General features: G+C 70.5%; 22 protein-coding genes and 2 tRNA genes. 8 read left to right on the top strand and 16 right to left on the bottom strand.

Annotated elements, in window-relative coordinates; genetic code table 11:
- Window positions 1–17 precede the first annotated feature (17 nt).
- Window positions 18–578 (bottom strand): DUF1707 and DUF4870 domain-containing protein, encoded by a 561-nt coding sequence (locus tag JOL79_RS22870; RefSeq protein WP_210157930.1) that lies wholly within the window; start codon window positions 576–578, stop codon window positions 18–20.
- 278 nt (window positions 579–856) lie between these two features.
- Between JOL79_RS22870 and JOL79_RS22875 the strand changes: the two genes are divergently transcribed.
- Window positions 857–1204, top strand: a complete 348-nt coding sequence (locus JOL79_RS22875) for a hypothetical protein (RefSeq protein ID WP_210157931.1) — start codon at window positions 857–859, stop codon at window positions 1202–1204.
- Between the two features lie 276 nt (window positions 1205–1480).
- Here JOL79_RS22875 and JOL79_RS22880 read toward each other — a convergent pair whose 3' ends face one another.
- From JOL79_RS22880 to JOL79_RS22890, 3 genes are all read right to left on the bottom strand, one after another.
- Complete coding sequence (locus tag JOL79_RS22880; protein WP_210157932.1) at window positions 1481–2572, bottom strand: DUF4192 domain-containing protein; 1092 nt, start codon at window positions 2570–2572, stop codon at window positions 1481–1483.
- 92 nt (window positions 2573–2664) lie between these two features.
- Entirely contained in the window at window positions 2665–3438 is a 774-nt protein-coding gene (locus tag JOL79_RS22885) for an EI24 domain-containing protein (RefSeq protein WP_210157933.1), read from the bottom strand.
- A 10-nt stretch (window positions 3439–3448) separates the two neighbouring features.
- Window positions 3449–4036, bottom strand: a complete 588-nt coding sequence (locus JOL79_RS22890; protein ID WP_210157934.1) for a Maf family protein — start codon at window positions 4034–4036, stop codon at window positions 3449–3451.
- A 116-nt stretch (window positions 4037–4152) separates the two neighbouring features.
- Here JOL79_RS22890 and JOL79_RS22895 point away from each other — a divergent pair, with 116 nt between their 5' ends.
- Window positions 4153–5967 carry a CASTOR/POLLUX-related putative ion channel gene (locus JOL79_RS22895; protein WP_230985322.1) on the top strand — a complete coding sequence of 605 codons (1815 nt, stop codon included), beginning with the start codon at window positions 4153–4155 and terminating at the stop codon, window positions 5965–5967.
- Window positions 5968–6022: 55 nt separating this feature from the next.
- On the opposite strand, the gene JOL79_RS22900 is transcribed toward JOL79_RS22895, so the two are convergent.
- The 4 genes from JOL79_RS22900 to JOL79_RS22915 all read right to left on the bottom strand — a co-directional run bounded on the left by JOL79_RS22900 (window position 6023) and on the right by JOL79_RS22915 (window position 9557).
- The gene (locus tag JOL79_RS22900; RefSeq protein ID WP_307848679.1) at window positions 6023–6433 is read right to left on the bottom strand and encodes a MarR family winged helix-turn-helix transcriptional regulator; all 411 of its coding nucleotides are present in this window, start codon (window positions 6431–6433) and stop codon (window positions 6023–6025) included.
- Between the two features lie 136 nt (window positions 6434–6569).
- The gene (locus JOL79_RS22905; RefSeq protein ID WP_210157936.1) at window positions 6570–7469 is read right to left on the bottom strand and encodes a hypothetical protein; all 900 of its coding nucleotides are present in this window, start codon (window positions 7467–7469) and stop codon (window positions 6570–6572) included.
- A gap of 181 nt (window positions 7470–7650) precedes the next feature.
- Window positions 7651–8301, bottom strand: a complete 651-nt coding sequence (locus JOL79_RS22910) for a peptidyl-tRNA hydrolase (protein ID WP_210157937.1) — start codon at window positions 8299–8301, stop codon at window positions 7651–7653.
- Window positions 8298–9557: an MFS transporter gene (locus JOL79_RS22915; protein WP_210157938.1), complete on the bottom strand. Its 1260-nt coding sequence runs from the start codon at window positions 9555–9557 to the stop codon at window positions 8298–8300. The genes JOL79_RS22910 and JOL79_RS22915 overlap by 4 nt, the downstream gene beginning before the upstream one ends.
- A 70-nt stretch (window positions 9558–9627) precedes the next feature.
- Between JOL79_RS22915 and JOL79_RS22920 the strand changes: the two genes are divergently transcribed.
- Window positions 9628–10614, top strand: a complete 987-nt coding sequence (locus tag JOL79_RS22920; protein ID WP_210157939.1) for a GlxA family transcriptional regulator — start codon at window positions 9628–9630, stop codon at window positions 10612–10614.
- Window positions 10615–10644: 30 nt separating this feature from the next.
- On the opposite strand, the gene JOL79_RS22925 is transcribed toward JOL79_RS22920, so the two are convergent.
- On the bottom strand, window positions 10645–10845 hold the full coding sequence (locus JOL79_RS22925; RefSeq protein ID WP_210157940.1) for a DUF6203 family protein: 201 nt from the start codon (window positions 10843–10845) through the stop codon (window positions 10645–10647).
- 306 nt (window positions 10846–11151) lie between these two features.
- Between JOL79_RS22925 and JOL79_RS22930 the strand changes: the two genes are divergently transcribed.
- The 3 genes from JOL79_RS22930 to JOL79_RS22940 all read left to right on the top strand — a co-directional run bounded on the left by JOL79_RS22930 (window position 11152) and on the right by JOL79_RS22940 (window position 12617).
- Complete coding sequence (locus tag JOL79_RS22930) at window positions 11152–11445, top strand: hypothetical protein (RefSeq protein WP_210157941.1); 294 nt, start codon at window positions 11152–11154, stop codon at window positions 11443–11445.
- A 212-nt stretch (window positions 11446–11657) separates the two neighbouring features.
- On the top strand, window positions 11658–12134 hold the full coding sequence (locus JOL79_RS22935) for a hypothetical protein (protein ID WP_210157942.1): 477 nt from the start codon (window positions 11658–11660) through the stop codon (window positions 12132–12134).
- Window positions 12135–12257: 123 nt separating this feature from the next.
- Entirely contained in the window at window positions 12258–12617 is a 360-nt protein-coding gene (locus JOL79_RS22940; protein ID WP_210157943.1) for an ester cyclase, read from the top strand.
- Window positions 12618–12690: 73 nt separating this feature from the next.
- Here the strand turns inward: JOL79_RS22940 and JOL79_RS22945 are convergent.
- Window positions 12691–12766 (bottom strand) — tRNA-Ala (locus tag JOL79_RS22945).
- Window positions 12767–13129: 363 nt separating this feature from the next.
- On the opposite strand from JOL79_RS22945, the gene JOL79_RS22950 reads away from it, so the two are divergent.
- Window positions 13130–13759, top strand: coding sequence for a hypothetical protein (locus JOL79_RS22950; protein WP_210157944.1), 630 nt, complete (start codon window positions 13130–13132; stop codon window positions 13757–13759).
- A 33-nt stretch (window positions 13760–13792) separates the two neighbouring features.
- On the opposite strand, the gene JOL79_RS22955 is transcribed toward JOL79_RS22950, so the two are convergent.
- Window positions 13793–14932, bottom strand: coding sequence for a sensor histidine kinase (locus JOL79_RS22955; protein ID WP_210157945.1), 1140 nt, complete (start codon window positions 14930–14932; stop codon window positions 13793–13795).
- An 86-nt stretch (window positions 14933–15018) separates the two neighbouring features.
- Here JOL79_RS22955 and JOL79_RS22960 point away from each other — a divergent pair, with 86 nt between their 5' ends.
- A complete protein-coding gene (locus JOL79_RS22960) occupies window positions 15019–15669 on the top strand; it encodes a TetR/AcrR family transcriptional regulator (RefSeq protein WP_210157946.1) in 651 nt (216 codons plus the stop codon).
- Window positions 15670–15729: 60 nt separating this feature from the next.
- On the opposite strand, the gene JOL79_RS22965 is transcribed toward JOL79_RS22960, so the two are convergent.
- From JOL79_RS22965 to araB, 5 genes are all read right to left on the bottom strand, one after another.
- Window positions 15730–17286 carry an arabinofuranosidase catalytic domain-containing protein gene (locus JOL79_RS22965; protein WP_210157947.1) on the bottom strand — a complete coding sequence of 519 codons (1557 nt, stop codon included), beginning with the start codon at window positions 17284–17286 and terminating at the stop codon, window positions 15730–15732.
- 1061 nt (window positions 17287–18347) lie between these two features.
- A tRNA-Ala gene (locus JOL79_RS22970) sits at window positions 18348–18420 on the bottom strand.
- A gap of 115 nt (window positions 18421–18535) precedes the next feature.
- On the bottom strand, window positions 18536–20017 hold the full coding sequence (gene araA / locus JOL79_RS22975) for an L-arabinose isomerase (RefSeq protein WP_210157948.1): 1482 nt from the start codon (window positions 20015–20017) through the stop codon (window positions 18536–18538).
- Window positions 20014–20691 (bottom strand): L-ribulose-5-phosphate 4-epimerase, encoded by a 678-nt coding sequence (locus tag JOL79_RS22980; protein ID WP_210157949.1) that lies wholly within the window; start codon window positions 20689–20691, stop codon window positions 20014–20016. The genes araA and JOL79_RS22980 overlap by 4 nt, the downstream gene beginning before the upstream one ends.
- The gene (gene araB, locus JOL79_RS22985) at window positions 20688–22337 is read right to left on the bottom strand and encodes a ribulokinase (RefSeq protein ID WP_210157950.1); all 1650 of its coding nucleotides are present in this window, start codon (window positions 22335–22337) and stop codon (window positions 20688–20690) included. The genes JOL79_RS22980 and araB overlap by 4 nt, the downstream gene beginning before the upstream one ends.
- Window positions 22338–22400: the final 63 nt, after the last annotated feature.

Genomic DNA, 22400 nt, shown 5'->3' on the forward strand with positions numbered 1-22400 from the left:
TCCCGGCGCCGGGAGGCTCACTTCACGGGGCGCAGCGTCAGCGGATAGCGGAACTCGTTGCCGGCCAGGGCCGACACACCCGCCACGACCCACAGCACGAACCCCACGATCCAGATGAACGGCACGAGCACGAGGCCGATGACGGTGAACGGCAACACGATCGTGGCGCCCAGCATCGTCAGCTGGAAGTTGAGCGCCTCGACGGCCTGCCCCCGCACGGAGGGCGAGGTGCGCCCGGCCGTCAGCAGGACGATCAACGGTCCGATCAGGAAAAACCCCAACAGCGGCAGCAGGTGCGCGGCGGCCCCGAGGAGCCGCTCACCGCTCTCCGAGGGCTGGGCGGCGTAACCCTGAGTCCGGGCTCCGGAGGCCGGCGGACGGGGAATGTAGGCGGGGCGGTACCCGTACAGGTCGTTCATGATCGGTACGAGATCCGCGTGGGTGCGGGCGGTCATGGCGAGGTGTAGCCGCTCGTCCATCTCCGCCTTGTCGAGCCTGCCCTCGGAGAAGGCCCCCTTGACGTGCTCGACCACCTGCTCGCGGTCCTTGTCGGTCACGCGCAGGTGCGGATGTGGCATGGGGGTCCTCCCCTGCCACGCAGGTGTCGCTGCCGCGGGCATCAGAGCATCGCCTTCCGTCGGCCGTCTCGGCTTCTTCGAGTCTGCCTCCATCCTGAGCCTGACACGCGCCACGATCCATAGGGGACATCCCGGACCGATCCCCGAGATGGCCCCCCCCCCCAACAGGACTGCCTCATCCCGCCGGGCGGGACTGGACGAGGTCTTCGGAAAGGGCCAAAAATGCGCTGACTTCGGTCTTAACACATTCGTGATGCCGGAGGCTGTATATAACCACTATGAGATGGCGCGATCGCTATGGAATCAGACGACTCCGAGGGTCCCGTGTGGCCAAGTTCGACCGCGAGGCGACCGACGCCGATATCGAGGCGCTCATCGAGTTCGCCCGTTCCCGGCGGGGTGTCGAGTTCTATGTGGAGCCGGAGACCTTCGCCACGGACACGACGGCGGTCGCGGTCGCGCACGACGGAGAGTGGACCCGCCGCCGCGTGGGATCTCCTGCGGTGATCGGCAGAGTGGCCAGAAACCTCGCGCTTCCCGTCTACGACGTCCAGTTGACCGGTTACCCGCAGCGGATGCGCGCCTACAACGAGCGCCGCCGGGCCGAGAGCGGCGGGCACTCCTGAGAAGGCGCGGGGGCGACCGGTCGCCCCCGCGACAGGTCTCCTCGGCCAATTCCATCCGGCCTCATAGAACACGGGCTCATTGGACACGGGCTCATAGAACGCACGCCCATAGACATGTCCTCTTAGGACGCGCCCTCATAGACCGCCAAATGCCGACACAAGCCACGTGGACGCGGCATGTGGAAAGCCAAATCCTTCGAGGCCGCGCGGCCCGAAAGCAGGCGAGAATCCCGCTCGCTTCTCCCGTCACTTCTCGCACGTCCTTTCCCGAGGCCCTCAGCCGGTGCGCGCGACGGGGTCCTCGATCAGCCACGCGCGCAGCGGCGCGAGCCAGGCGGCCCGCGGCGGGCCCATCTCATCGTCGAGTTCGCAGGTCGTCGGCATCCGGTCGCGGAGCGTCTCCGGCGGCACCATGTGGGTCAGCGCCTGACGGAGCAGGAGGGCCATCGTGTAGCCGGGATCGGCGGCGAGCGCCCGTTCGACCGCCAGCCCCGCCAGGGCGCAGTCACCCTGCTGCCAGGACGCCGCGGCGAGCAGCGACGCGGCCGGCGCGGCGTATCGCGGCTCCAGCCGGCGGGTCATGTCGCGCCAGAGGGCGACGTGGACGTCCCGGTCGTCGAGGAGCGTCCAGGCCTCGTCGCGGATCCGGATCAGCGCGAGGTCGAAGCCGAGCCGGGCCGCCTCCTCGTCCGCCAGCCGCCCGCCCGAGTCGTAGCGGATCACGGCCTCCCTGACGCGGGCCAGCCCCTCCGCCACGAGGTCGGCGGCCAGCGGGTCGTGCCCGCCGGGACCGTCGGGACCGTCGGGACCTGCCTGGCGCGCCCGCGCGAGCCGGGCCCGCAGGCCGCCCGCCACCGCCCGGGTCGCCAGCCGCATGGCCGCCCCGCCCGACGGCTCGACCGACCGGGCCAGGCTGCGCCGGTCGGGCAGCGCGACCAGCCCGTGGGTCACGGCGATCGCCGCCACCTGGCTGACGGCCGGGTCGAAGGGCGTGCCCTCGGCCGGGCAGCAGGCCGCGTTCGAGCAGGAGTAGGACCAGTAGCGGCCGCCCTCGGCACGCAGGGCCTCGGCCACGTCGAATCCCGCCTCTCGCAGCAGCCGGGTCGCCTCGTCGACGGCGGGCGTCACCAGCGGCCCCGGTCCGTATCCGACGAGCATGACCAGTGTCACTCCTGAGCGCCGCAGCACCGGGATCAGGCGGCGGAGGTCGGCGGAGGCGACAGGGAGATCGCAGCGGGAGCTGAGCCGCAGCGCGGACCCCGTGAAGCCGGTCACCACCAGGCTGTCGTCGGGGTGGAAGCCGAGGAGATAGGGAACGGCGGCGAGGATGTCCGCCGGGGAGGAGAGCGCGAGCCGGGGTGTCGTCATGCGGAGAGCATCGCCCGAGTCGCGGGACCCGCTTCCCCGTCCGGCCGCCGCTGTGGATGAACGGCCTTCTGTGGATCGCGCCTACGGATCGCCTACGCCGGCTGCGTGGCGGGCGGGGCCAGCCGCCCGCGCACCAGCATCGCCGCGCCCGCAACGGCCGCGGGCATGACCACCACGCTGAGCAGCGGCACCATGAACGCCAGGAAGAACGGGACGCCGAACCCGAGCGTCAGGGCCATGTTCGAACGCAGCAGCGCGAACCGCTGCCTGCGCCGCAGGGCCCGGCGTTCCAGGGCGAGCGCGGTGAGCTCGGCGGCGAGGAAGAACCCGGACACCAGCGCCCCCACGACAGGCACGACCGTCTGGCCGATCACCGGGACGAACCCGAGCGCGAACAGCGGGATCGCGAACATCAGGACGTAGAGGAGCGTCACCACGCTGTCGCGCAGCGACCGGAGGAACGACCGCCAGAACGGCGTCTCGTCACCGGCGGGAATGCCCCCGAGGTCCTCCTCGACCTTCTCGGAGAGCTTCTCGTAGAAGGGTTCGCCGATGGCCAGGGTGACGGCGGTGAACGTCAGCACCGCCAGGCCGAGGCCCATCACGAAGATCATGATGCCGACCAGGGTGCGGAACGCGTCGCGCCACCCCCACCCGTCCGCGAACGGCGTGACCCGGGCGGCGAGGTCCGTGGCGTGCGTGCCCAGCCACACCAGCGCCACCGCGTACAGCACGGTCGCCACCAGCGCCGGGAGCAGCCCGAACAACCACCACCGGGGGTGCCGCGCGACCCAGCCGAACCCCCTGAAACAGAAGCCGATTCCCTCGGCGAGCCCGCCCACGCCACGCCGTCCGATGCCGCTCATGGCGGGCAGATTAGCGCCACAACGCGGTGACGGACACGCCCAGATCGGCGAACAACCGGCGGAGCAGGGGCAGCGAGATGCCGAGCACGTTGCCGTGGTCGCCGTCGATGCCCTCGACGAACCAGCCGCCCAGGCCGTCCAGGGTGAAGGCGCCGGCGACCCGCAGCGGCTCCCCGCTGGCCACGTACGCGTCGAGCTCATCGTCGGACGGCGTGCCGAACCTGACCACGGTCGCCGCGGTCCGCGACACCTGGCGCCCGGCTGCCACGTCGACCACGCAGTGCCCGGTGAGCAGCCGCCCGGTCCTTCCCCGCATCGAACGCCAGCGGGTTACGGCCGTCTCGGGCGACGACGGCTTGCCGTACGCGACGCCGTCGAGCTCCAGGACGGAGTCGCAGCCGATGACGAGGGCGTCCGCGAGCTTCGCGGAGACGGCCGCCGCCTTGGCCTCGGCGAGCGCGAGGCAGAGCTCCTCCGGCGAGCCGGCCGAGATCGCGTCCTCGTCGACGCCGCTGACGATCACCTTCGGATCGAGGCCGGCCGCCCGGAGCACCCCGAGACGGGCGGGCGAGGCGGAAGCGAGCACCAGATCTGTCACATCCGGAAGCCTAACGGCTCCTAATATGTCTCCTCATTGATCACTTTGTCTCCCGGAGGACCGCTGTGTCGAGACCCACGGTCAAACAGCACCTGAGGTACTGGTTTGACAACACGATGGCCAAGGGCACGACCGCCCTCATCGGTTGGCTGGCCGTGGTGTCCCTGGCGCTGATCCTCGTGGTCAGCGGCCTCACGCTGTGGCTCACCCCCGACGAGGTCTTCGGCCACGACGGATGGCCGGGCGTGCTGTGGATGACGCTCATGCGCACGCTCAGCCCCGGCAAGATCGCCAGCGACACCGGGACCGCGCCGTTCCTGACCCTGATGCTGATCGCGTCACTCGGCGGCATCTTCATCGTCAGCACGCTCGTCGGCGTCCTGTCCGCCGGGTTGCGCGGCAAGATCGAGGAGCTCCGCAAGGGCCGTTCCCGCATCATCGAGAGCGGCCACACCGTGATCCTCGGCTGGTCGGAGCAGATCTTCACGATCGTCTCCGAGCTCGTCAAGGCGCACGCCAGCCAGCCCAGGTCCGTGATCGCGATCATGGCGGACAAGGACAAGCCCGCCATGGAGGAGGCGATCCGTGCCCGGGTCGGCGACACCGGCAGGACCCGGCTGGTCTGCCGCACCGGCCGCCCCACGGAGCCGGCCGACCTCGACCTGATGAGCCTGGACACCGCGCGGGGCGTCGTCGTGCTGTCGCCCCAGGAGGACGACCCGGACGCCCACGTCATCAAGACCCTGCTCGCGCTGGCGAAGCGGGCCGGGAGCCATCCGCCGGTCGTGGCCGCCCTCTCCTCCTCCCGCAACATGGCCGCCGCCCGGCTGGCCGGCGGCGCGGACGTCCACCTGGTCGACAGCGACGACGTCGCGTCCCGGCTCATCGTCCAGTCGTCCCGCCAGTCCGGCATGTCGGTCGTCTGCATGGACCTGCTCGACTTCGACCGCGGCGAGATCTATCTGCGCCGCGACCCCGCGCTCGCGGGCCTGACGTACGGCCAGGCGCTCAGCGCGTACGCGACGGCCACCGTCATCGGGCTGCGCACGGCCGGAGGCGTGGTGCTCAACCCGTCCGCGGACACCGTGATCGGAACGTCCGACCAGATCATCGTGATCGCGCAGGACGACTCCCTGATCCGCCTGGCCGCCGGCGGAGACCAGGTTGACGAGCGCCACATCGTGCGGGCCGCGCACCAGCCGCCCACCCCCGCGCGCACCCTGCTGCTCGGCTGGAACGGCCGGGCCCCCCAGGTCATCCGCTACCTCGACGGCTACGTGACGTCCGGTTCCGTGCTCGACGTCGCGAGCGACCACCCGGCCGCGGGCGCCGGTCTCGGCGGTCTCCTCAACCTGACGGTCAACGTCAAGGAGTGCGACTCAACGGACAGGTACGCCCTGGAGTCGCTGGGCGCCGGCGTCTACCAGCACGTCATCGTGCTGTCGGACGACAGGTACGAGCCCCGCCACGCGGACACGCGCACGCTGATGACGCTGCTCCAGCTCCGCGACATGCAGAACACGCTCGGCGAGCGCTACTCGATCGTGAGCGAGATGCACGACGAGAACAACCGGGCCCTCGCCGAGGTCACCGAGGCCGACGACATCGTCATCAGCGACACGGTCATCGGACTGCTGCTCGCCCAGCTCGCCGAGAGCCCGCACCTCGCCGACGTGTTCGGCTATCTCTTCGACTCCAGGGGCTCGGAGATCTATCCCAGGCGCGCCGCCGACTATGTCGTCACCGGCGCCCCGGTCACGTTCTCGACCGTCGTCGAGTCGGCCAGGCGGCGGGGTGAGACGGCCGTCGGGTACCGCCTCGCCGACCAGATCGACCGCGCGCCCAACTTCGGCGTGGTCCTCAACCCGGACCGGTCGCGCCCGCTCACGTTCGGCACCGGCGACTCCGTGATCGTCCTCGCCGAACGCTGACCCCGGCCCCGCGGCCCGTGGGGCGGGCGGGGGCTTCCAGGGCGGAACGGTGAGATCAGGTGAGGTTGCGGCGGATCTCACCGAGGAAGCGGACGAGCTGCTCGCGCTCCGCCTCGTCGAGGGTGCGCAGCGCGCGCTCGCCGAGGCGTTCCACCTCTCGCGCGATCACCTCCTCCAGCTCCTGGCCGCGTTCGGTCAGCCGCAGCAGGACGAGCCGGGCGTCGGTGGGATGGGGTTCGCGGCGCAGCAGCCCGGAGGCCTCCATCCGGGTCGCGGCCCGGGTGACGGTGGGGGTCGTCAGCTCCAGGCGGCGAGCGATCTCCCCGGGGGTGAGGCCGTCCTCGTCCCACAGACAACGCAGGATGAACTGCTGGCCCGCACGCACCCCGTGGCGGTTGTAGGCCGCCTCCGCGGCCTGGAACATCGCCCTCTTCGCCGTCCAGAAGGCCGTGTGGAAGTCGTTCACCGCCGTCCCCTCTCCTTCCCTCGCGGCCGTCGCCGGCCCCGCCCGCACGCTAGCAGCAGCCGCCTGATCCGTTGATCACTGCTCGGCCCGCGCGCTGTTCAGCGCCGGGCCCGCCGTCCGGCGAACTCGGGGAGGCTCAGAGGACGTGGAGGGACGACATCACCTTGTTGATGTCACGCCACTGCTTGCGCTGCCCGTCGGGGATCGTGACAAACACCAGCGCCGGCTTCCTGTCCGGCACTTCGACCAGCGCCACCGCCGCCGCCGACGTGTGCTTCCTGCCCTTGAGCGTGTAGTGGACGGTGTAGCCGAGCACCCATCCCTTCCGCTTGCCGACCTTGATCGGCTGCGAGGCCGTCCAGGTCAGGGTCGCGCCGGACGGGTGGTGATTGAGGGTCCACCGCGCCGCGAGGAACGCCGTGTCGCGCAGGGTGCCCTGCACCGGGATCGGCACGGGGCACGACACCAGCAGTCCCCGGTACGCCGAGCCCTTGACCTTGGGCAGCACCTGCCGGGAGGCGAACGGGCTGGCCTTGGCCAGCTGCCAGCTCTTGGCGAAGCGCGGGAAGGCCACCCCGGACCGCTTGTCCTTGACCAGACTCCGTGAGGCCGACGGCTTGCCGTGGAAGAGCCGCAGCCTGCGGTCGTTCGCCGGGAGAGCGGGCACCCGGGGGTCGGTCAGGGCCGCGTCCATCGCCGTGTCGGCGTCCGCGGACGGCGAGATCTCCGGGCTCGCCGTCACTCCGTCCGGGGAGGCCCCCGCGGTGGGGGCTCCCGCCGAGGAGTCCGTCGATGACCCGGCGGTGGGGACCGCGGTTCCGGCGGCCGTGGCGCCGGCCCCCGCGAGAGCCGAGACCGTCGCGTCACCGGTCGGGACGACCGAGGTGACGGGCACCTGCGCGGCCACGCCGGGCGGGGAGGCGACGACCGCCGCGCGGGAGGCCGGCTCGCTCCGGCCGAGCAGGACGAAGGCCGCGCCACCGCCCACGGCGAGCACCGCGACCCCGGCGACGACCGCGCGGTAGACCACCCGCATGGGCAGATCGCCAAGACCCTTGTTGGAGCTCGGTGGCGGTGGTGCGGGGACCGTGATCTTCGGTAACGGTGTCGTCTCCGCCTCGGCCGCTATGTAAGTGGGAACGGCTTTCGTCCCATAGTCCCCAGGTGACACGATCGGGAGCGTACGGCATATCCCGGAATTTCGGGCGCGATCCCCATCACACTTCGGGAACGCCCTTCCGCAGCCAGGGGGCGTCGGCCACCACCGTCGGAGAACCCGGTTCGATCTCGGTGAATCCGGCGTCCCGCACCACCGGGAGACCTGAGGCGGCCAGCGCGGCCCACCGGCCCGGGTCGGCCGTCCGCACGCTCGTGAGCAGGCCGCCTTCCCGCCAGGCGGCGCGGTCCGCGTCGCCCGCGCCCCACCACGCGAACTGGGCGCCGTGTCCCGCCTGCGCCATCGCCTTGCCGGCCGTCATGGTCAGGTGCGGGTTGATCCACAGCACCACGCCCGGCGGGACGGGATCCGGAGGCGGCGCGGGATCCGACAGTTCGGTGCCGGACACCTGGAGCCGCGACAGGTCCTTCGGCCAGTCGTCGAGCGGCACCGGCGGGTGCACGCGCACCTCGGCCGTCCCCACGGCTACCGTGACGCCGGGCAACTGGAGCACCCGGCGCCACTCGGCCCCCCGGGCCCGCCTGACCACCTTCCGGATCCGGCCGTCCTGCCACTCGGCGATCTCTCGCTCCCATTCGGGCTGATCCAGCAGGCGCAGGACGGCCGTCGCCGCCGCCTCCAGCGCGTCGGTGCGCCCGGGGGGCGAGGCGCGCTCGATGCGGACGACCAGGGGAAGCACGCGTTCGGTCACCCGACCAGGATGGCAGCCTTCCGGGTGCGGACCGCACGGTCGACCACCCGGAACGACAGGACCGCCGCGACCAGGCACAGCGCGCCGGCGCCGTACCAGGCGGCGTCGTAGTTGCCCAGCCGGTCGCGGATCACGCCGGCCGCCGTCGCCGCGATGGCGGCCCCGATCTGGTGGGAGGCGAACACCCACCCGAAGACGACGGCGCCGTCCGCGCCGAAGATCTTGCGGCACAGGGCGACGGTCGGCGGCACGGTGGCCACCCAGTCCAGCCCGTAGAAGATGATGAAGACGAGCATGCTCGGATGGGCGGTGGCCGCGAAGAGCTGCGGCAGGACCAGCAGCGACAGGCCGCGCAGCGCGTAGTAGACGGTCAGCAGGACGCGCGAGTCGACCCGGTCGCTGAGCCAGCCGGAGGCGATCGTCCCGGCGATGTCGAAGACGCCGATGACGGCCAGGAGCGAGGCCGCCGTGGTCTCCCCCATGCCGTGATCGTGCGCGGCGGGGATGAAATGGGTGCCGACCAGGCCGTTCGTGCTCGCTCCGCAGACGGCGAACCCGGCGACCAGGAACCAGAACGGCCGGCGTCCGGCGGCCTGGCGCAGCACCCGCAGCGCCCGCGCGGCCGCACCGGACGCGGGGGCGCGGACGACGGGGCCGGTCGCGCCCAGCGCCGTCAGGCCGAGCTCCTCCGGCGTGTCGCGCAGCAGGAACCACACGAGCGGCACCACGACCAGCGCCGCCGCCGACACGGTGATCGCCGCGTAGCGCCAGCCCTGCATCTCGGCCAGATGGGCGAGCACCGGCAGGAACACGAGCTGCCCGGTCGCCCCGCCCGCGGTGAGGATCCCGGTGACCAGACCCCGGTGCCGGGCGAACCAGCGGTCGGTCAGGGTCGCGGCGAACACCAGCGCCATGGAGCCCGTGCCGATCCCGACGAGCACCCCCCACAGCGCGACCAGCTGCCACGTGGCCGTCATGAGAACGGTGAGCCCGCTGCCCACCGCGACCAGCACCAGCGCGCACGACACGACCCTGCGCATGCCGAAGCGGTCCATGAGCGCCGCGGCGAACGGCGAGAACAGTCCGTAGAACAAAAGGTTCACCGACACGGCCAGGGAGATGGCGCCCCTCGACCAGCCGAACTCGTCCTGCAGCGGAGTGATGAGCACGCCCGGTGTGGCGCGGAATCCGGCTGCTCCGATGATGGCCACGAAGGCGACGGCGGCCACGATCCAGGCGCGATGCACGATCTTCATGCCCTCATGGTCCTGGTTGATCGCCGAGAACGACAGTGGCCGGAAAGCCAATATGTGAAAGAATCCGGCCATGCATCGCGTCGCCGTACTCGTCCTGGACGACTTCTCCACAATGGATCTCGGCATTCCGGGTCAGGTGTTCTGGGCCACCGGCACCGGCGAGCCCCTCTACGAGGTGGTGACCTGCACGCCCGGCGGGCGGCCGGTACGCGGCCGCGCCGGGTTTCAGGTCGTGCCCGATCACGACCTCGGCGTCCTCGCGACCGCGGACAGCGTGGTGGTCACGGGCATCCACAGCGGATCGGCCTTCCGGGACGGGACGCTCGACCCCGACGTGCGCGACGCCCTACGCGCCGCGGCCGGGCGGTCCCGCCTGATCTCCATCTGCACGGGCGCGTTCGTGCTCGCCGCGGCGGGGCTGCTCGACGGCAGGCCGGCCACCACCCACTGGCGTAACGCGGAAACCTTCCGATCGCTCTTCCCCCGGGTGCTGCTCGACCCCGACGTGCTGTTCGTCGACGACGGCGACGTGCTCACCTCGGCCGGGGTGGCCGCGGGAATCGACCTGTGCCTGCACGTCATCCGGCGCGACCACGGCAGCGAGGTGGCCAACGCCACCGCGCGGCGCTGCGTGACCCCGCCCTTCCGGGACGGCGGCCAGGCCCAGTACATCGAACGGCCCCTGCCGGAGCCGGCCGGCACGACGACCGGTCCCACGCGCGCCTGGATGCAGGAGCACCTGCAGGAGCCGGTCGATCTGAACGCGCTGGCCGCGCACGCGAGGATGAGCGTGCGGACCTTCACCCGCAAATTCAGGGAGGAGACCGGCCTCAGCCCGGCCAGGTGGCTGATCCGCCAGCGTGTGGAGCGCGCCCGTCAGCTGCTGGAGACGACCGACCAGCCCGTCGACCTGATCGCGCGCAAGGCGGGCTTCGGCTCCGCCGTGTCGCTCCGCCAGCACCTCAACGCGACGGTCGGCGTCTCCCCGCTCGCCTACCGGCAGACCTTCCGCACCTCGCCGGAGCGGGCCGGGCGCCGCATGGTCACGAGAGGGTAGACCGGGCCGCCACCCCCAGGTCAGGCCCCCTCAGGGGCGTCCATGTGGGGACGGCCCCTTCCAGACGTAGGGATTGTCCGACCTGCGGCCGGGCACGCGCAGATCCTGGCTGCGTTCGGGACGGCGGCCGCGCCTCTTCCGGATGATCAGCCATCCGATCCCCAGGACGACCAGGCCCAGCGGCGTCCGGGACAGCCACCGGGTGGCGAAGAGCTGCAGTATCCGTTTCATGCCTCGCGCTCTACCCTCGGCGCCCCCGCTCATGTGCCACGACCGTACGCGGGTGGACGGGAGAAGGGGCAGGGAACCTCGTGGACCAGGACAAAGGACAGGTAATCATCTGCGCTGTTGATGGCTCCGGACGGGGCGGCGAGCCGGATGCGGGGTATTCAGACCAACGTCGTTATGTCCCCTGAGGGGGAGTCAGCGGAAGCTGTAGATATCAAGGCAGGTGTACCCGGAATGTGCCGTCGCCGTGCGGAGAATCGACTCGCCAGCATCGGGACCGCGGCATGGCGTCTCGCGCCGGTTGTGCTCGTGACGCTGATCTCGGTGGCCGCGGTGTCGGCACCGGCGTACGCCGACCCGAAGAGCCGCCACCGCGGCGGCAAGAGCGCCTTCTCCAGCAACACGGGCACGGTCAACCTCTACGCGGGGAACGGCCGGCACAACCAGAACAACTTCGCCATCGACACCCCCACCCTCATCGACGGCATCCAGGAAGTCTCCACCGGTAACAACGGAAGCACGAACACCCAGAACGCCCACTGCCACAAGTGGCCGCGCTCCTGCCAGATCCACCAGAACCAGCGGACCTATAGCAGGAACTGATCTGCCCTGGTTGCCGGAAAAGACACATAGCGTCGGGCTTATCCGCCAGGAATGGCAATACTCCGGCAATAACCCGCGCCCCGGCCGTCGGTGGCGCGGGTCGCGGCCCGGCCCCGATTATCCTGATCAGTGATTCGGGTGGAGAGTCGCCGCCCGGAATCGCATGATTCGGCGGGGGGCCACAAAGAATGACATTTCGGATAAGCGGGAGCATGGCCGGTGGGTGGAGTCCGGCCGTTCTCTGCCTCATCGGGGTCTCCGCGTCGGCGATGCTCCTCGCGGGAGCGGCTCCGGCCCCGGCGGGTGCCAGCACCGAACGGAGCCGGCCCGAACGGGCCGCCGCCCGGCTGCGGACCGATCCGCCGGTGGGCGAGGAGAACAGCACCACCGGCAACGGCAGGCGCAACCACAACGTGCTCTCGCTGCGGAGCCCGACGCGGAACCGGGGCTACCAGCACACCTCGACCAACACGGCCGAGGGGGCGACGAGCATCCAGAACGCGCTGTGCCGCGGAAGCCGCGTCTGCAACATCACGCAGAACGTCGTCATCGTCGCGCCCACCCCACAGCCGGCCGCGACGCCGCCGCAGGCCACCCCTTCTCCCACCGCGGCCCCGCCGCAGGCCGCGCCACCCGCCGTCGCGCACAGGCTGCCCTTGCTCCATCTGACGGCCCTGCTCGGCCTGTGACGCCATATCGTGGGTTCCGGAGCACGGGCCAAGGGGAGTCGAGGGCTCCGCGCCTGAACCCCCCGTATCCCCGTACCGTGATTCATTGACGGACAAAAGCCGCCTCCACTACGGTTGCCTTATATGAACACAAAGGACAACAAGCAACTCGTAGAACGCTATGCGCAAATGTGGAACACCGGCGAAAGCGGGATTGCCCTGGAGATTTTGGCCGCCGACTATGTGGATCACGCGCACCCGGACCTGCGCGGCCCCGAAGCCATCAAGACAAGCGTGGAGACAAACCTTCCCTCGATGCCGGGCTTTCACATGGAGGTCGACACCATGATCGCCGAAAGCGACATGGTGGCGTTCCGCGAGAAGATCTCGATGCTGGTGAAGGGCGAGAACGTGCTGCTCGCCGAGGGCATGAGCATGGTGCGGATCAGAAATGGCAGAATGGCAGAGCGCTGGACGAGTTACTCCTACACCGCGCGGCCATAACCGACCGAAGCCGGGCGTGCCGTATAAACCAAAGACCCGCCGTTCAGGCGGGTCTTTGAATCGCATCAACCACTGGTGGAGCTATGGGGACTCGAACCCCAGACCCCCTCCATGCCATGGAGGTGCGCTACCAGCTGCGCTATAGCCCCGTGCACCCGTTTCAAACGGCGCGACGCCAGTGTACAGGACCTCAGGAGTACGGGCGTAACCGTGCGGACCGGCCGGACGGCACCCCGGCCGCGGGGCTGGTCACACGGCCCGATCACCCGTAAACGTACGGGGAAGGGCACGACCCGGCCGCCGCGTACCGCACGATGTCAGGTCGCGGGCCGACGCCGTCCGCCGCGAGCCGGCGACCCGGTCCCGATGACGGTGTCACACCCTCTCAAGCTGGGCGATTGGTGATCCTTTCGGCAAACAGTGTGCGATTTGTCTGCTTCTGTCGATAAGGTGGTCAACCACCCGCGGAAGCCGAGGAGCTTTCCAAAAACGACCGCAGGGAGTTGTTTCACATGCAAGGGGACCTCCACCCCCTGACGAGCCGGGCCGACCACCCGCGAGAGGAGATCCTCTCCAGCGACGGGGGCGAACCTCGCACCCGCCGGAGGGCCGCAGGCCGCTCCCCCGCCCGCCGCAGGACCATGGTGCTGGCCGCCTCCGCCGCCGTGGCGGTGGTGGTAGCCGGCGGCGCCGGCTTCGCGATCGCGAAAAACCAGGGGGGAGCCGGCCCGGGCACCACCGTCCCGGCCGCGAGCCAGAGCGCCGGCGCGGCAGCCGGTGCCGCCGGTACGGACGACGGCGAATCGCAGAACGGCGACGCCTCCGGCACGGGCCCGCAGGACGGCGAGAGCGCCGCCGGCGGCACCGGCAGCACAGGCGGCGGCGACCCAGATCCCGGCGGCGCGAACGGCGGGGGCTCCGGCGCGAACGCCTCCGGCACGGACGGCTCCTCCGGCGGCTCGTCGACCGGATCGGGGAACTCCGGGCGCTCCGGGACGAGCGGTACGAAGCACTCATCCGGCACCTCGTCCGGTGGCCAGAACGGTGGCCAGAACGGTGGGGGGCAGCAGTCGGGCGACGACTCACTCTCCGACGGCCCTTCGGGCCTCGTCGAGGGCCAGTGCGCCAAGAGCGGCTGCTGACGGGCGCCCCGGCAGCGGGCCGATATGGCGGCGCTACGGCAGGGGAAGAACCTTCGCGCCCTCAGCCGCCTCCCCTTCGGCGGTCCCCAGCCCATCAGTCACCTCAGCGGCCTCGGCGGTCGTGGCGGTCGTAGCGGTGGTGACAGTCGTGACGGTACGGGTCGCCTCGGCGGCCCCCATCACCTGGGTCTTCTCGGCCGGAATCCTGAGCACGAATCGGGCGCCGCGCGGCGAGTCCTCGATCCGCAGGCTTCCATCATGAGCACGGACGATGTCCCGGCAGATGGCGAGGCCGAGTCCCGTTCCGCCGTGATCACGTCGACGTCCGTCCGCCAGTCGTGTGAAGCGCTCGAAGACGCGTTCCCTGTCGGCGGGCGCTATGCCGGGGCCGTCGTCGGTAACCGTGACGACCGCCTGGTCGCCGTCCCTGCCCACGCCGACCGTGACGGCGGCGTCGGCGTGCCGCCGCGCGTTGCTCAGCAGGTTGGCCACCAACCGGACCATCTGGATCCGCGACGCCCGTACTACCACGTCCGCGTCCACGTTCACCATCACGGGTACCCCACCCGCGTCGGCGGACGCCTCCCGTGTCACGAGATCGCCCAGGTCGACGGGTTCGCGCGATTCCACGCCGCCGATGTGGCCCATGCGGGCGAGCAGGAGCACGTCGTTCGTGATCGCCTCAAGCCTGCCGGTCAGGGACAGCGCCTCCGTGATGGCGTCTCGCCGGTCGACGTCCGGGTAGAGCAGCGCCTCCTCCAGGCACAGGCGCAGGCCCGCGATAGGCCTTCTCAGCTCGTGTGAGGCCATGGCGGCGAACCGCCGCTGCCGTTCCAGGCGGTGCAGCGTCCGCCCCGTCCACCACCATGCGAGCCAGGTGGACGCGGACGCCAGCAGGAGGACGCAGACGACGATGATCCACTCCACCCAATGGCCGGAGCGCGGCGACCGGTTGGCGACCCACACGAGCGATATCAGGGGCGCCGCGCTCACTCCCCCGGGCCCGGCGGACCCGGCGACGGGAACGCCGCCGAAGACGACACCGTGCCGTACGCCGAGGTCGGCGATCACCCCGAGCATCGCCAGGACCAGCAGCGACAGCATCGCCACCGCGAGCGTGAAGCACATGTGGATCGAGCGCACGGGCGCCACCCGCGCGACCTCCGTTTTCATGATCGGCCTCCCCCTGGCCAACAAATGAACAGAATGTATATATACTAGCTTATGAACATAGTGTCCATATGCCACGGAGGGCGAACATGTCGTCTCCATCCGCCAGGGGCCGTAGGGGCCGGGGCCGCCGTGCCGCGGATCAGGTACGGCAGGAGATCCTCCAGGCCGCCGGAGATCTACTGCTGGAATCCGGGATGGCCGGTTTCACCGTCGAGAAGGTCGCCGCCCTCGCCGGCGCGAGCAGGGTGACCGTGCACAAGTGGTGGCCGTCCAAGGGGGCGCTGGCCTTCGACGGATATTTCACCGTGGTGGCGTCGACGCTCGACGATCCCGACACGGGCGACGTCGCCACCGACCTCACGACGCAGCTCAGAGCGTTCGTCCATCTGATGCGTGACACGCGGGCGGGACTGGTCCTGCGTGAGCTCATCGGCCACGCCCAGATCGATCCGGAGCTCTCGACAGCCCTCCGGGAGCGCTACGCGCTTCCGCGGGCGCAGCGGTTCATCGACACACTTGAGCGGGCCAAGCGCAAGGGGCAGCTCAGGGCCGACGTCAACTCGGAGGACATCGTCTGCCAGCTGTGGGGCGCCTGCTACTTCCAGCTCCTCGTCACCGGGCGGCCGCCGCTGACCGACGAGTTCGTCACCTCCATCGTCCGGAACATGCTGGTCGGCATCCGGACGGGGCCCCCGACGGCTGATGACGCGGGTCGGCGCCCGGCCGGGGTCAGCTGACAGGCCGGGCGCCGATCGGGATCCGGCCGGACGGCGGGGCGCCGTCCGGCCGGGCCGGTCTCAGCGGTAGCCGGCGGCGGTGATGTTCGCCTGGACGGCGTTCTCGGTCGCGTCGGAGGGATAGCCGGCGACCATGGCGCCCTCGTAGAAGGTGCCGGCGCTGAGGTTGGCGCCGCCGTCGGGCTTGCAGCAGTCGCCGCCGCTGCCCAAGATGATGGCGCCCTGCTTCTTCATCGGGTTGTAGCCGTTGGGCAGTGCGCCGTCCCACAGGGTGGTCATGCCGCCTGACTGGGCGTCGGCGCCCTTGAGGGCGAAGCGGGTGGTGCCGTTGTTCTTCAGCATCGCGGTGACGAACTTGCTGGTGAACGCCCGCTGGTTGGGGTTCCACGACTGGCTGCCGCCGGGGAACAGGCCCCATTCGAGGTCGGCCTGCACCCAGGGGCCGGAGCCGGAGCAGCCGCCGAACCAGCACTGCTTGCTGAAGTTGATGGCGTCCATCGCGCCTGCGGCGTCGGCCTTGCGGGTGGTCTCGCTGTTGCCGTAGTCGAAGCAGCAGCCGCTGTTGACGTGGGTGCCGCTGGTGACCATGTACATGCCCTCGGGCGCGGTTCCGGTGGGGACGCCGGTGGTGTGGCCGTCGCGCCAGTAGCTGTTGCTGGGGTTGATGTACAGGGAGTAGGCCTTGTTGCCGCCGACGGTGAGCGATTCGGTGGTGGCGGTGGCGGGCTTGCTCTGCGGCGAGCCGGGAACGACGCTCGATCCCTGGTACCACAGGTCGTTGCCGTGTCCGGACTGGTCGTACAGCACGGTGATGACGCAGGAGGTGCCGGCGCAGAAGGAGTCCTGGGTCGCGGCGTTGGCGGTGCCGCCCGTGGTCAGCACGCCGATGTTCCTGGTCGTGTTGTCCGACGAACGCCGCACCTGGTAGAGGTTCCCGCTGTAGGAGCTGAACAGCGCCCGCGTCGTGCTGTGCGCCGCGATGCAGGGTGTGCCGCCGGCGGCGTAGATGTCACACGGGCCCGACCCGGGCGGCGGCGTGACCGTCGGACTCGCCGACGGGCTCGCGGAGGGGCTCGACGACGGCTGGCTTCCGCCGCTGCTCCACTTCTGGTTGTTCTGCCCGTTGCAGGTCCACAGGATGACCGCGGTGCCGTTGGCGGTGCCCGCCCCGTTCACGTCCAGGCACAGGCCGGACTGGACACCTCTGATCGAGCCGTCCGAGTTCTGCTGCCACTTCTGGTTGTTCTGGCCGTTGCACCCCCAGATGATCACCGTGGTGCCGGGCGAGGTGCCCGCGCCGTAGGCGTCCACGCAGCGGGTGCCGTTGAACGTCCGCAGCTCACCGGCCGAGGTGAACTCGAACGCCTGGTTGGCCTGACCGGTGCAGTCCCAGATCTGCAACGCCGTGCCCTGCGTGTCGACGTTGCCCTTCACGTCCAGACAGCGGCCAGACGCGGCGCTCTTCAGCGGCGACGCCGCCGCCGACGCCGGCGCGGCCCACGTCAGCGCCGTGGCCAGCACGGTCGCCAGGGCCGCGACCAGATATGCCGCGACGTGTGAGCGTGAACGCCGCCTACGGCCGGCACGACCCGATAAGGCAACGGACGAATGCCGCATGGGACTACTCCTTGGGGGGTGAGAGCACATGTGGTGGATGACAGCTGGTGAAAGAACAGGAACAGAGGCTCGGCTCGATGCCCGGCGGGTCGCCGCCGCGAACCACACCGCATCGACGGAGTCGCGGGAGACGGACGTCTCCCTGTCGGCAGGGATCGACTCGGGAAGGCTGAACGGGATTTCCACGCGTCTGACCGGCGCCTGCCCGGCACCGGATCGGAGGACTCCCCCGAATCAGAGCGGAGTCGCCGGCGTCCTGACGGCACAGGAATCATCGAACCGATTCGCCTTAACGCGATCGGACGATGCCGCGGCCCTGTGTCGTACGGGCGGACGACGACAACATGATAGCGCTAACATTCTGGCGGCAAAAGGGGCTCCTTCCGCGGCGACAGACCTGTGACGTGGTGTGGACGAAGCTCATATGACATATGAGGTCACTGTCAAGCGGCGCCTCTCCGTTCCGGTACGCCGACCAGAGAAACGACCCGCTCATCCGCTCCGAGCTGGGCGGCACCGGCCTTCCGGGGAAGCGCCCGGCGGTGAAACTTTCATCGGGACGTGCGCGTGGCGACAGGACCGCGAATACGCACGAGCGGCCCCGCGGCGCCGGTCCTGTGTCTGGCCCGGCACCCGGCCCCAGGCCGGCATTTACATCGAAACGATTCGCAAACGCTGTCCTTGACACGTCTCACAGCGGTTCCCATACTGAGTCGCCAGGCGGTCTTTTGCCGGGAAGGGTGGTGAGCGGCAGGGGACCGCCGCATTCGTTGTGGCCTGTGAGCGAAACGGCGTCGACGGCCATTCGACTTCCCCGTAGATGGCCCTGGCGGCGGCACCGGCACGCGCGCGAGGCGGGCGACGGCCCCCTCGCACACGGGAGTTCGGGGGGTCGCCCCCGTGTAAACGACGAAGGAGACCAGGGAAGCGGCAAGGCCGCCGACCACAGGTCTCCTATTCCCGAACCGGGGGGGCTCGGGGGGGTCGCCCCCCCGGTGTAAACGACGAAGGAGACCAGGGAAAGCGGCAAGGCCGCCGACCACAGGTCTCCTATTCCGAAGTGGAGCTATGGGGACTCGAACCCCAGACCCCCTCCATGCCATGGAGGTGCGCTACCAGCTGCGCTATAGCCCCTTGCGACGTCAGACAGCATATCGGAGTCCACGCGCACGCGGTAACGGGACGCGCGTCCGGCACCGGTGCGCGGCCCCTCCGTCACGGGAACGGAGGGGCCGCACGGCGTAGCGGATCAGAAGCCCTGGGCCAGCCGGTAGTAGGCCTGGTTCCAGCGCAGTTCCTTGGCGAACTGCCGGGCCGTGGTGTCGGCGTCGATCATCAGCAGTTCCACCCCCAGCATGTCGGCGAAGTCGGTGAGCTCCTCGGCCCCGACGGCGGCCGACAGCACCGTGTGGTGCGGTGCGCCCGCGGTGAGCCACGACTCGGCGGACGTCCGCAGGTCCGGGCGGGGCTTCCACACCGCGCGGGCCACGGGCAGGCTCGGCAGCGGCTCCAGCGGCGCGACCACGTCGATCTCGTTGGCCACCAGCCGGAACCGCTCACCCATGTCGGCCAGGCCCACCACGACCGCCGGGCCGGGCGCCGCGTCGAACACCAGCCGCACCGGGTCCTCGCGGCCGCCGATCCCCAGAGGGTGGATCTCACACGACACCGCGCCGGCGGCGATGGTCGGGCAGACCTCCAGCATGTGCGCGCCGAGGATGACCTCCTCCCCCGGCGTCAGGTGATAGGTGTAGTCCTCCATGAACGAGGTGCCGCCCGGCTGCCCCGCCGCCATCACCTTCAACGTGCGGAGCAGCACCGAGGTCTTCCAGTCGCCCTCGCCGCCGAACCCGTAGCCGTCGGCCATCAGCCGCTGCACGGCGAGCCCGGGGAGCTGGCGCAGGCCGCCGAGGTCCTCGAAGTTCGTCGTGAACGCCTTGAACCCGCCGGCCTCCAGGAAGCCCCGCAGGCCCAGCTCGATCCGGGCGGCGTAGCGCAGCGAGTCGTGCCGCTCCCCGCCTGCCCGCAGCTCGGCGGCCACCTCGTAGAGGTCCTCGTACTCCTTCACGAGCGCCGACACGTCGGCGTCGGAGGCGGCGTCCACGGCCTCGACCAGGTCGTTGACGCCGTAGGTGTTGACCGACACCCCGAACCGCAGCTGCGCCTCGACCTTGTCGCCCTCGGTCACGGCCACGTCGCGCATGTTGTCGCCGAACCGGGCCAGCCGCAGCGAGCCCACCTCGGCGCGGCCCGCCGCCGCCCGCGCCCAGGTGGCCACCCGTGCCGCCACCGCCGGGTCGCTGACGTGCCCCGCGACCGTCTTGCGCGGCACGCCGAGCCGGGCCTGGATGTACCCGAACTCACGGTCGCCGTGCGCCGCCTGGTTCAGGTTCATGAAGTCCATGTCGATGCTGGCCCACGGCAGCTCCCGGTTGGCCTGCGTGTGCAGGTGGAGCAGCGGCTTGCGCAGCGCGTCCAGCCCGGCGATCCACATCTTCGCCGGCGAGAAGGTGTGCATCCACGCGATCACACCGATGCACTCGTCATCGGCGTTCGCCTCCAGGCACACCCGCCGGATCGCGGCCGCGTCGGTCAGCACCGGCTGCCAGACGAGCTCGAACGGCAGCTGCTCGCCCAGCCGCGTCGCGATCTCCCGGGACTGCTCGGCGACCTGCTGCAGCGTCTCCTCGCCGTAAAGACCCTGGCTGCCCGTCAGGAACCACAGCTTCACCGGGAACTCCTCTGTCCGTAAACGTTCTGGTAGCGGTCGTACAAGCGGTCGATGTCGTCCTGCGCGATCGGCAGCGGCTCGCCGAGCTGCCGGGAGACGTGCACGGTGCGCGCGACGTCCTCGCACATCACGGCGGCCTTGACCGCCGCCTTCGGCGACTCCCCGATGGTGAAGACGCCGTGGTTCTGCATCAGCACGGCACGGGAGCGATGGCCGTTCAGCGTCTCCACGATGCCCTTGCCGATGTCGTCGTTCCCGATCAGCGCGAACGGCCCGATGGGGATCTCACCGCCGAACTCGTCGGCCATGGCGGTGAGCACACACGGAATCGCCTCGCCCCGGGCCGCCCATGCCGAGGCGTAGGTGGAGTGCGTGTGCACCACGCCGTTCACCTCCGGCATGTTCCGGTACACGTAGGCGTGCGCCGCCGTGTCGCTGGAGGGCGCGAGCGACCCCTCGACCAGTTCGCCGTCCAGGTCGCACACCACGATCGACTCAGGGGTCAGATCGTCGTACGAGACCCCGCTGGGCTTGATGACGAACAGGTCCCGGCCGGGCACGCGGCCCGAGACGTTCCCCGCGGTCCAGGCCACAAGGTTGTATCGCACCAGCTCGGCATGGAGGCGGCAGACGGTCTCCCGCAGCTCCTCGATCACGCGCTCCTCCTTCATCATGCGCTTGCCTCGTTCCTGATCGCCCGCAGCCGGTGCAGCAGCGCACCGTCCGCGAAGTGGTCGTGCAGCCGGCGGTACTCGGCGTACAGCCGGTCGTACGCGTCGGCCCGATCCGGGTCCGGGGTGTAGACCCCCGCCTCGCGCTTGCCCATGGCCGCGGCCGCCTCGGCGATGTCCGAGTACGCGCCGGCGGCCACGGCGGCGTGGATCGCCGAGCCGAGGGCCGGGCCCTGGTCCGAGCCGATGACCGACAGCGGACGGCGCAGGACGTCGGCGTAGACCTGCATGAGGAAGGCGTTCTTGAGCAGGCCGCCGGCGACCACGAACTCCTCGACCGGCACGCCCGCGGCTTCGAACGTCTCCACGATCACCCGGGCCCCGAAGGCGGTGGCCTCGATCAGGGCGCGGTAGACGTCCTCGGGCCGGGTGGCGAGCGTCTGGCCCACGATCACGCCGGACAGGTTGTGGTCGACGAGGACCGAGCGGTTGCCGCCCTGCCAGTCAAGCGCGACGAGCCCGTGCTGCCCGACCTTCTGCGCCGCGGCCAGTTCGGTGAGGAGGTCGTGGATGCTCAGGCCCCGCTCCGCCGCCTTCTCGGCGTACGAGGCGGGGACGGACGTGTCGACGAACCAGCCGAAGATGTCGCCGACGGCCGACTGGCCGGCCTCGTAGCCCCACAGGCCGGGAACGATGCCGTCGCGCACCACCCCGCACATGCCGGGGACTTCGGCCAGCCGGTCCGAGTTCATGACGTGGCAGGTGGAGGTGCCCATGATGGCGACCATCTGGCCCGGCCGGACGGCGTCGGCCGCGGCCGCGGTCACGTGGGCGTCGACGTTGCCGACCGCGACGGCGATGCCCTCGGGGAGGCCCGTCCACTCGGCGGCCTCCGCGGTCAGCCGACCGGCGAGGCCGCCGAGCGGGGCGAGTTCCTGACCGAGCTTGCCGGTGAACCCGGCGAAGGCGGGATTGAGCGCGGCCAGGAAGTCCTCGGACGGGTAGCCCCCGTCCTGGTAGATGGCCTTGTAACCGGCGGTGCAGACGTTCCTGGTCTCCACGCCGGAGAGCCGCCAGATGATCCAGTCGGCCGCCTCGATCCAGCGGTCGGCCCTGGCGTAGACGTCGGGGTCCTCCTCCAGCACCTGCAGGCCCTTCGCGAAGGCCCACTCGGAGGAGATCTTGCCGCCGTACCGCGGCAGCCACGACTCGCCCCGCTCCTCGGCGAGAGCGTTGATGCGGTCGGCGTGCGGCTGGGCCGCGTGGTGCTTCCAGAGCTTGGGCCAGGCGTGCGGGCGATCGGGCAGAATCTCCGACAGCGGCGTGCCGTCAGCCGTGGCGGGCAGGATCGTACAGGCCGTGAAGTCGGTTCCGATGCCGATGACCTGCGCGGCGGGCACCTGCGCGGCGGCGAGCGCCTTCGGCACCGCGTGCCGGAGCACGTCGACCCAGTCCTGCGGCGACTGCAGGGCCCAGTCGGGTCCGAGACGGACGCCCGAATCCGGGAGCGCATCCTCGATCACCCGATGGGAGTACTCGTGCACGGCCGCGCCGAGCTCGGCGCCGTCGCTCACCCGCACAACGACAGCCCGGCCAGACAGCGTGCCGTAGTCGACGCCGACGACGTAACGCTCGCTGTTAGCGCTCACATTTCACTCCAGGGATTTCGAGAGGGCATGGGCATCATCTCTTTCGGCGCAGGGCCCCCGGCC

The organism is Microbispora oryzae (assembly GCF_017896165.1).
Lineage (GTDB): Bacteria > Actinomycetota > Actinomycetes > Streptosporangiales > Streptosporangiaceae > Microbispora > Microbispora oryzae.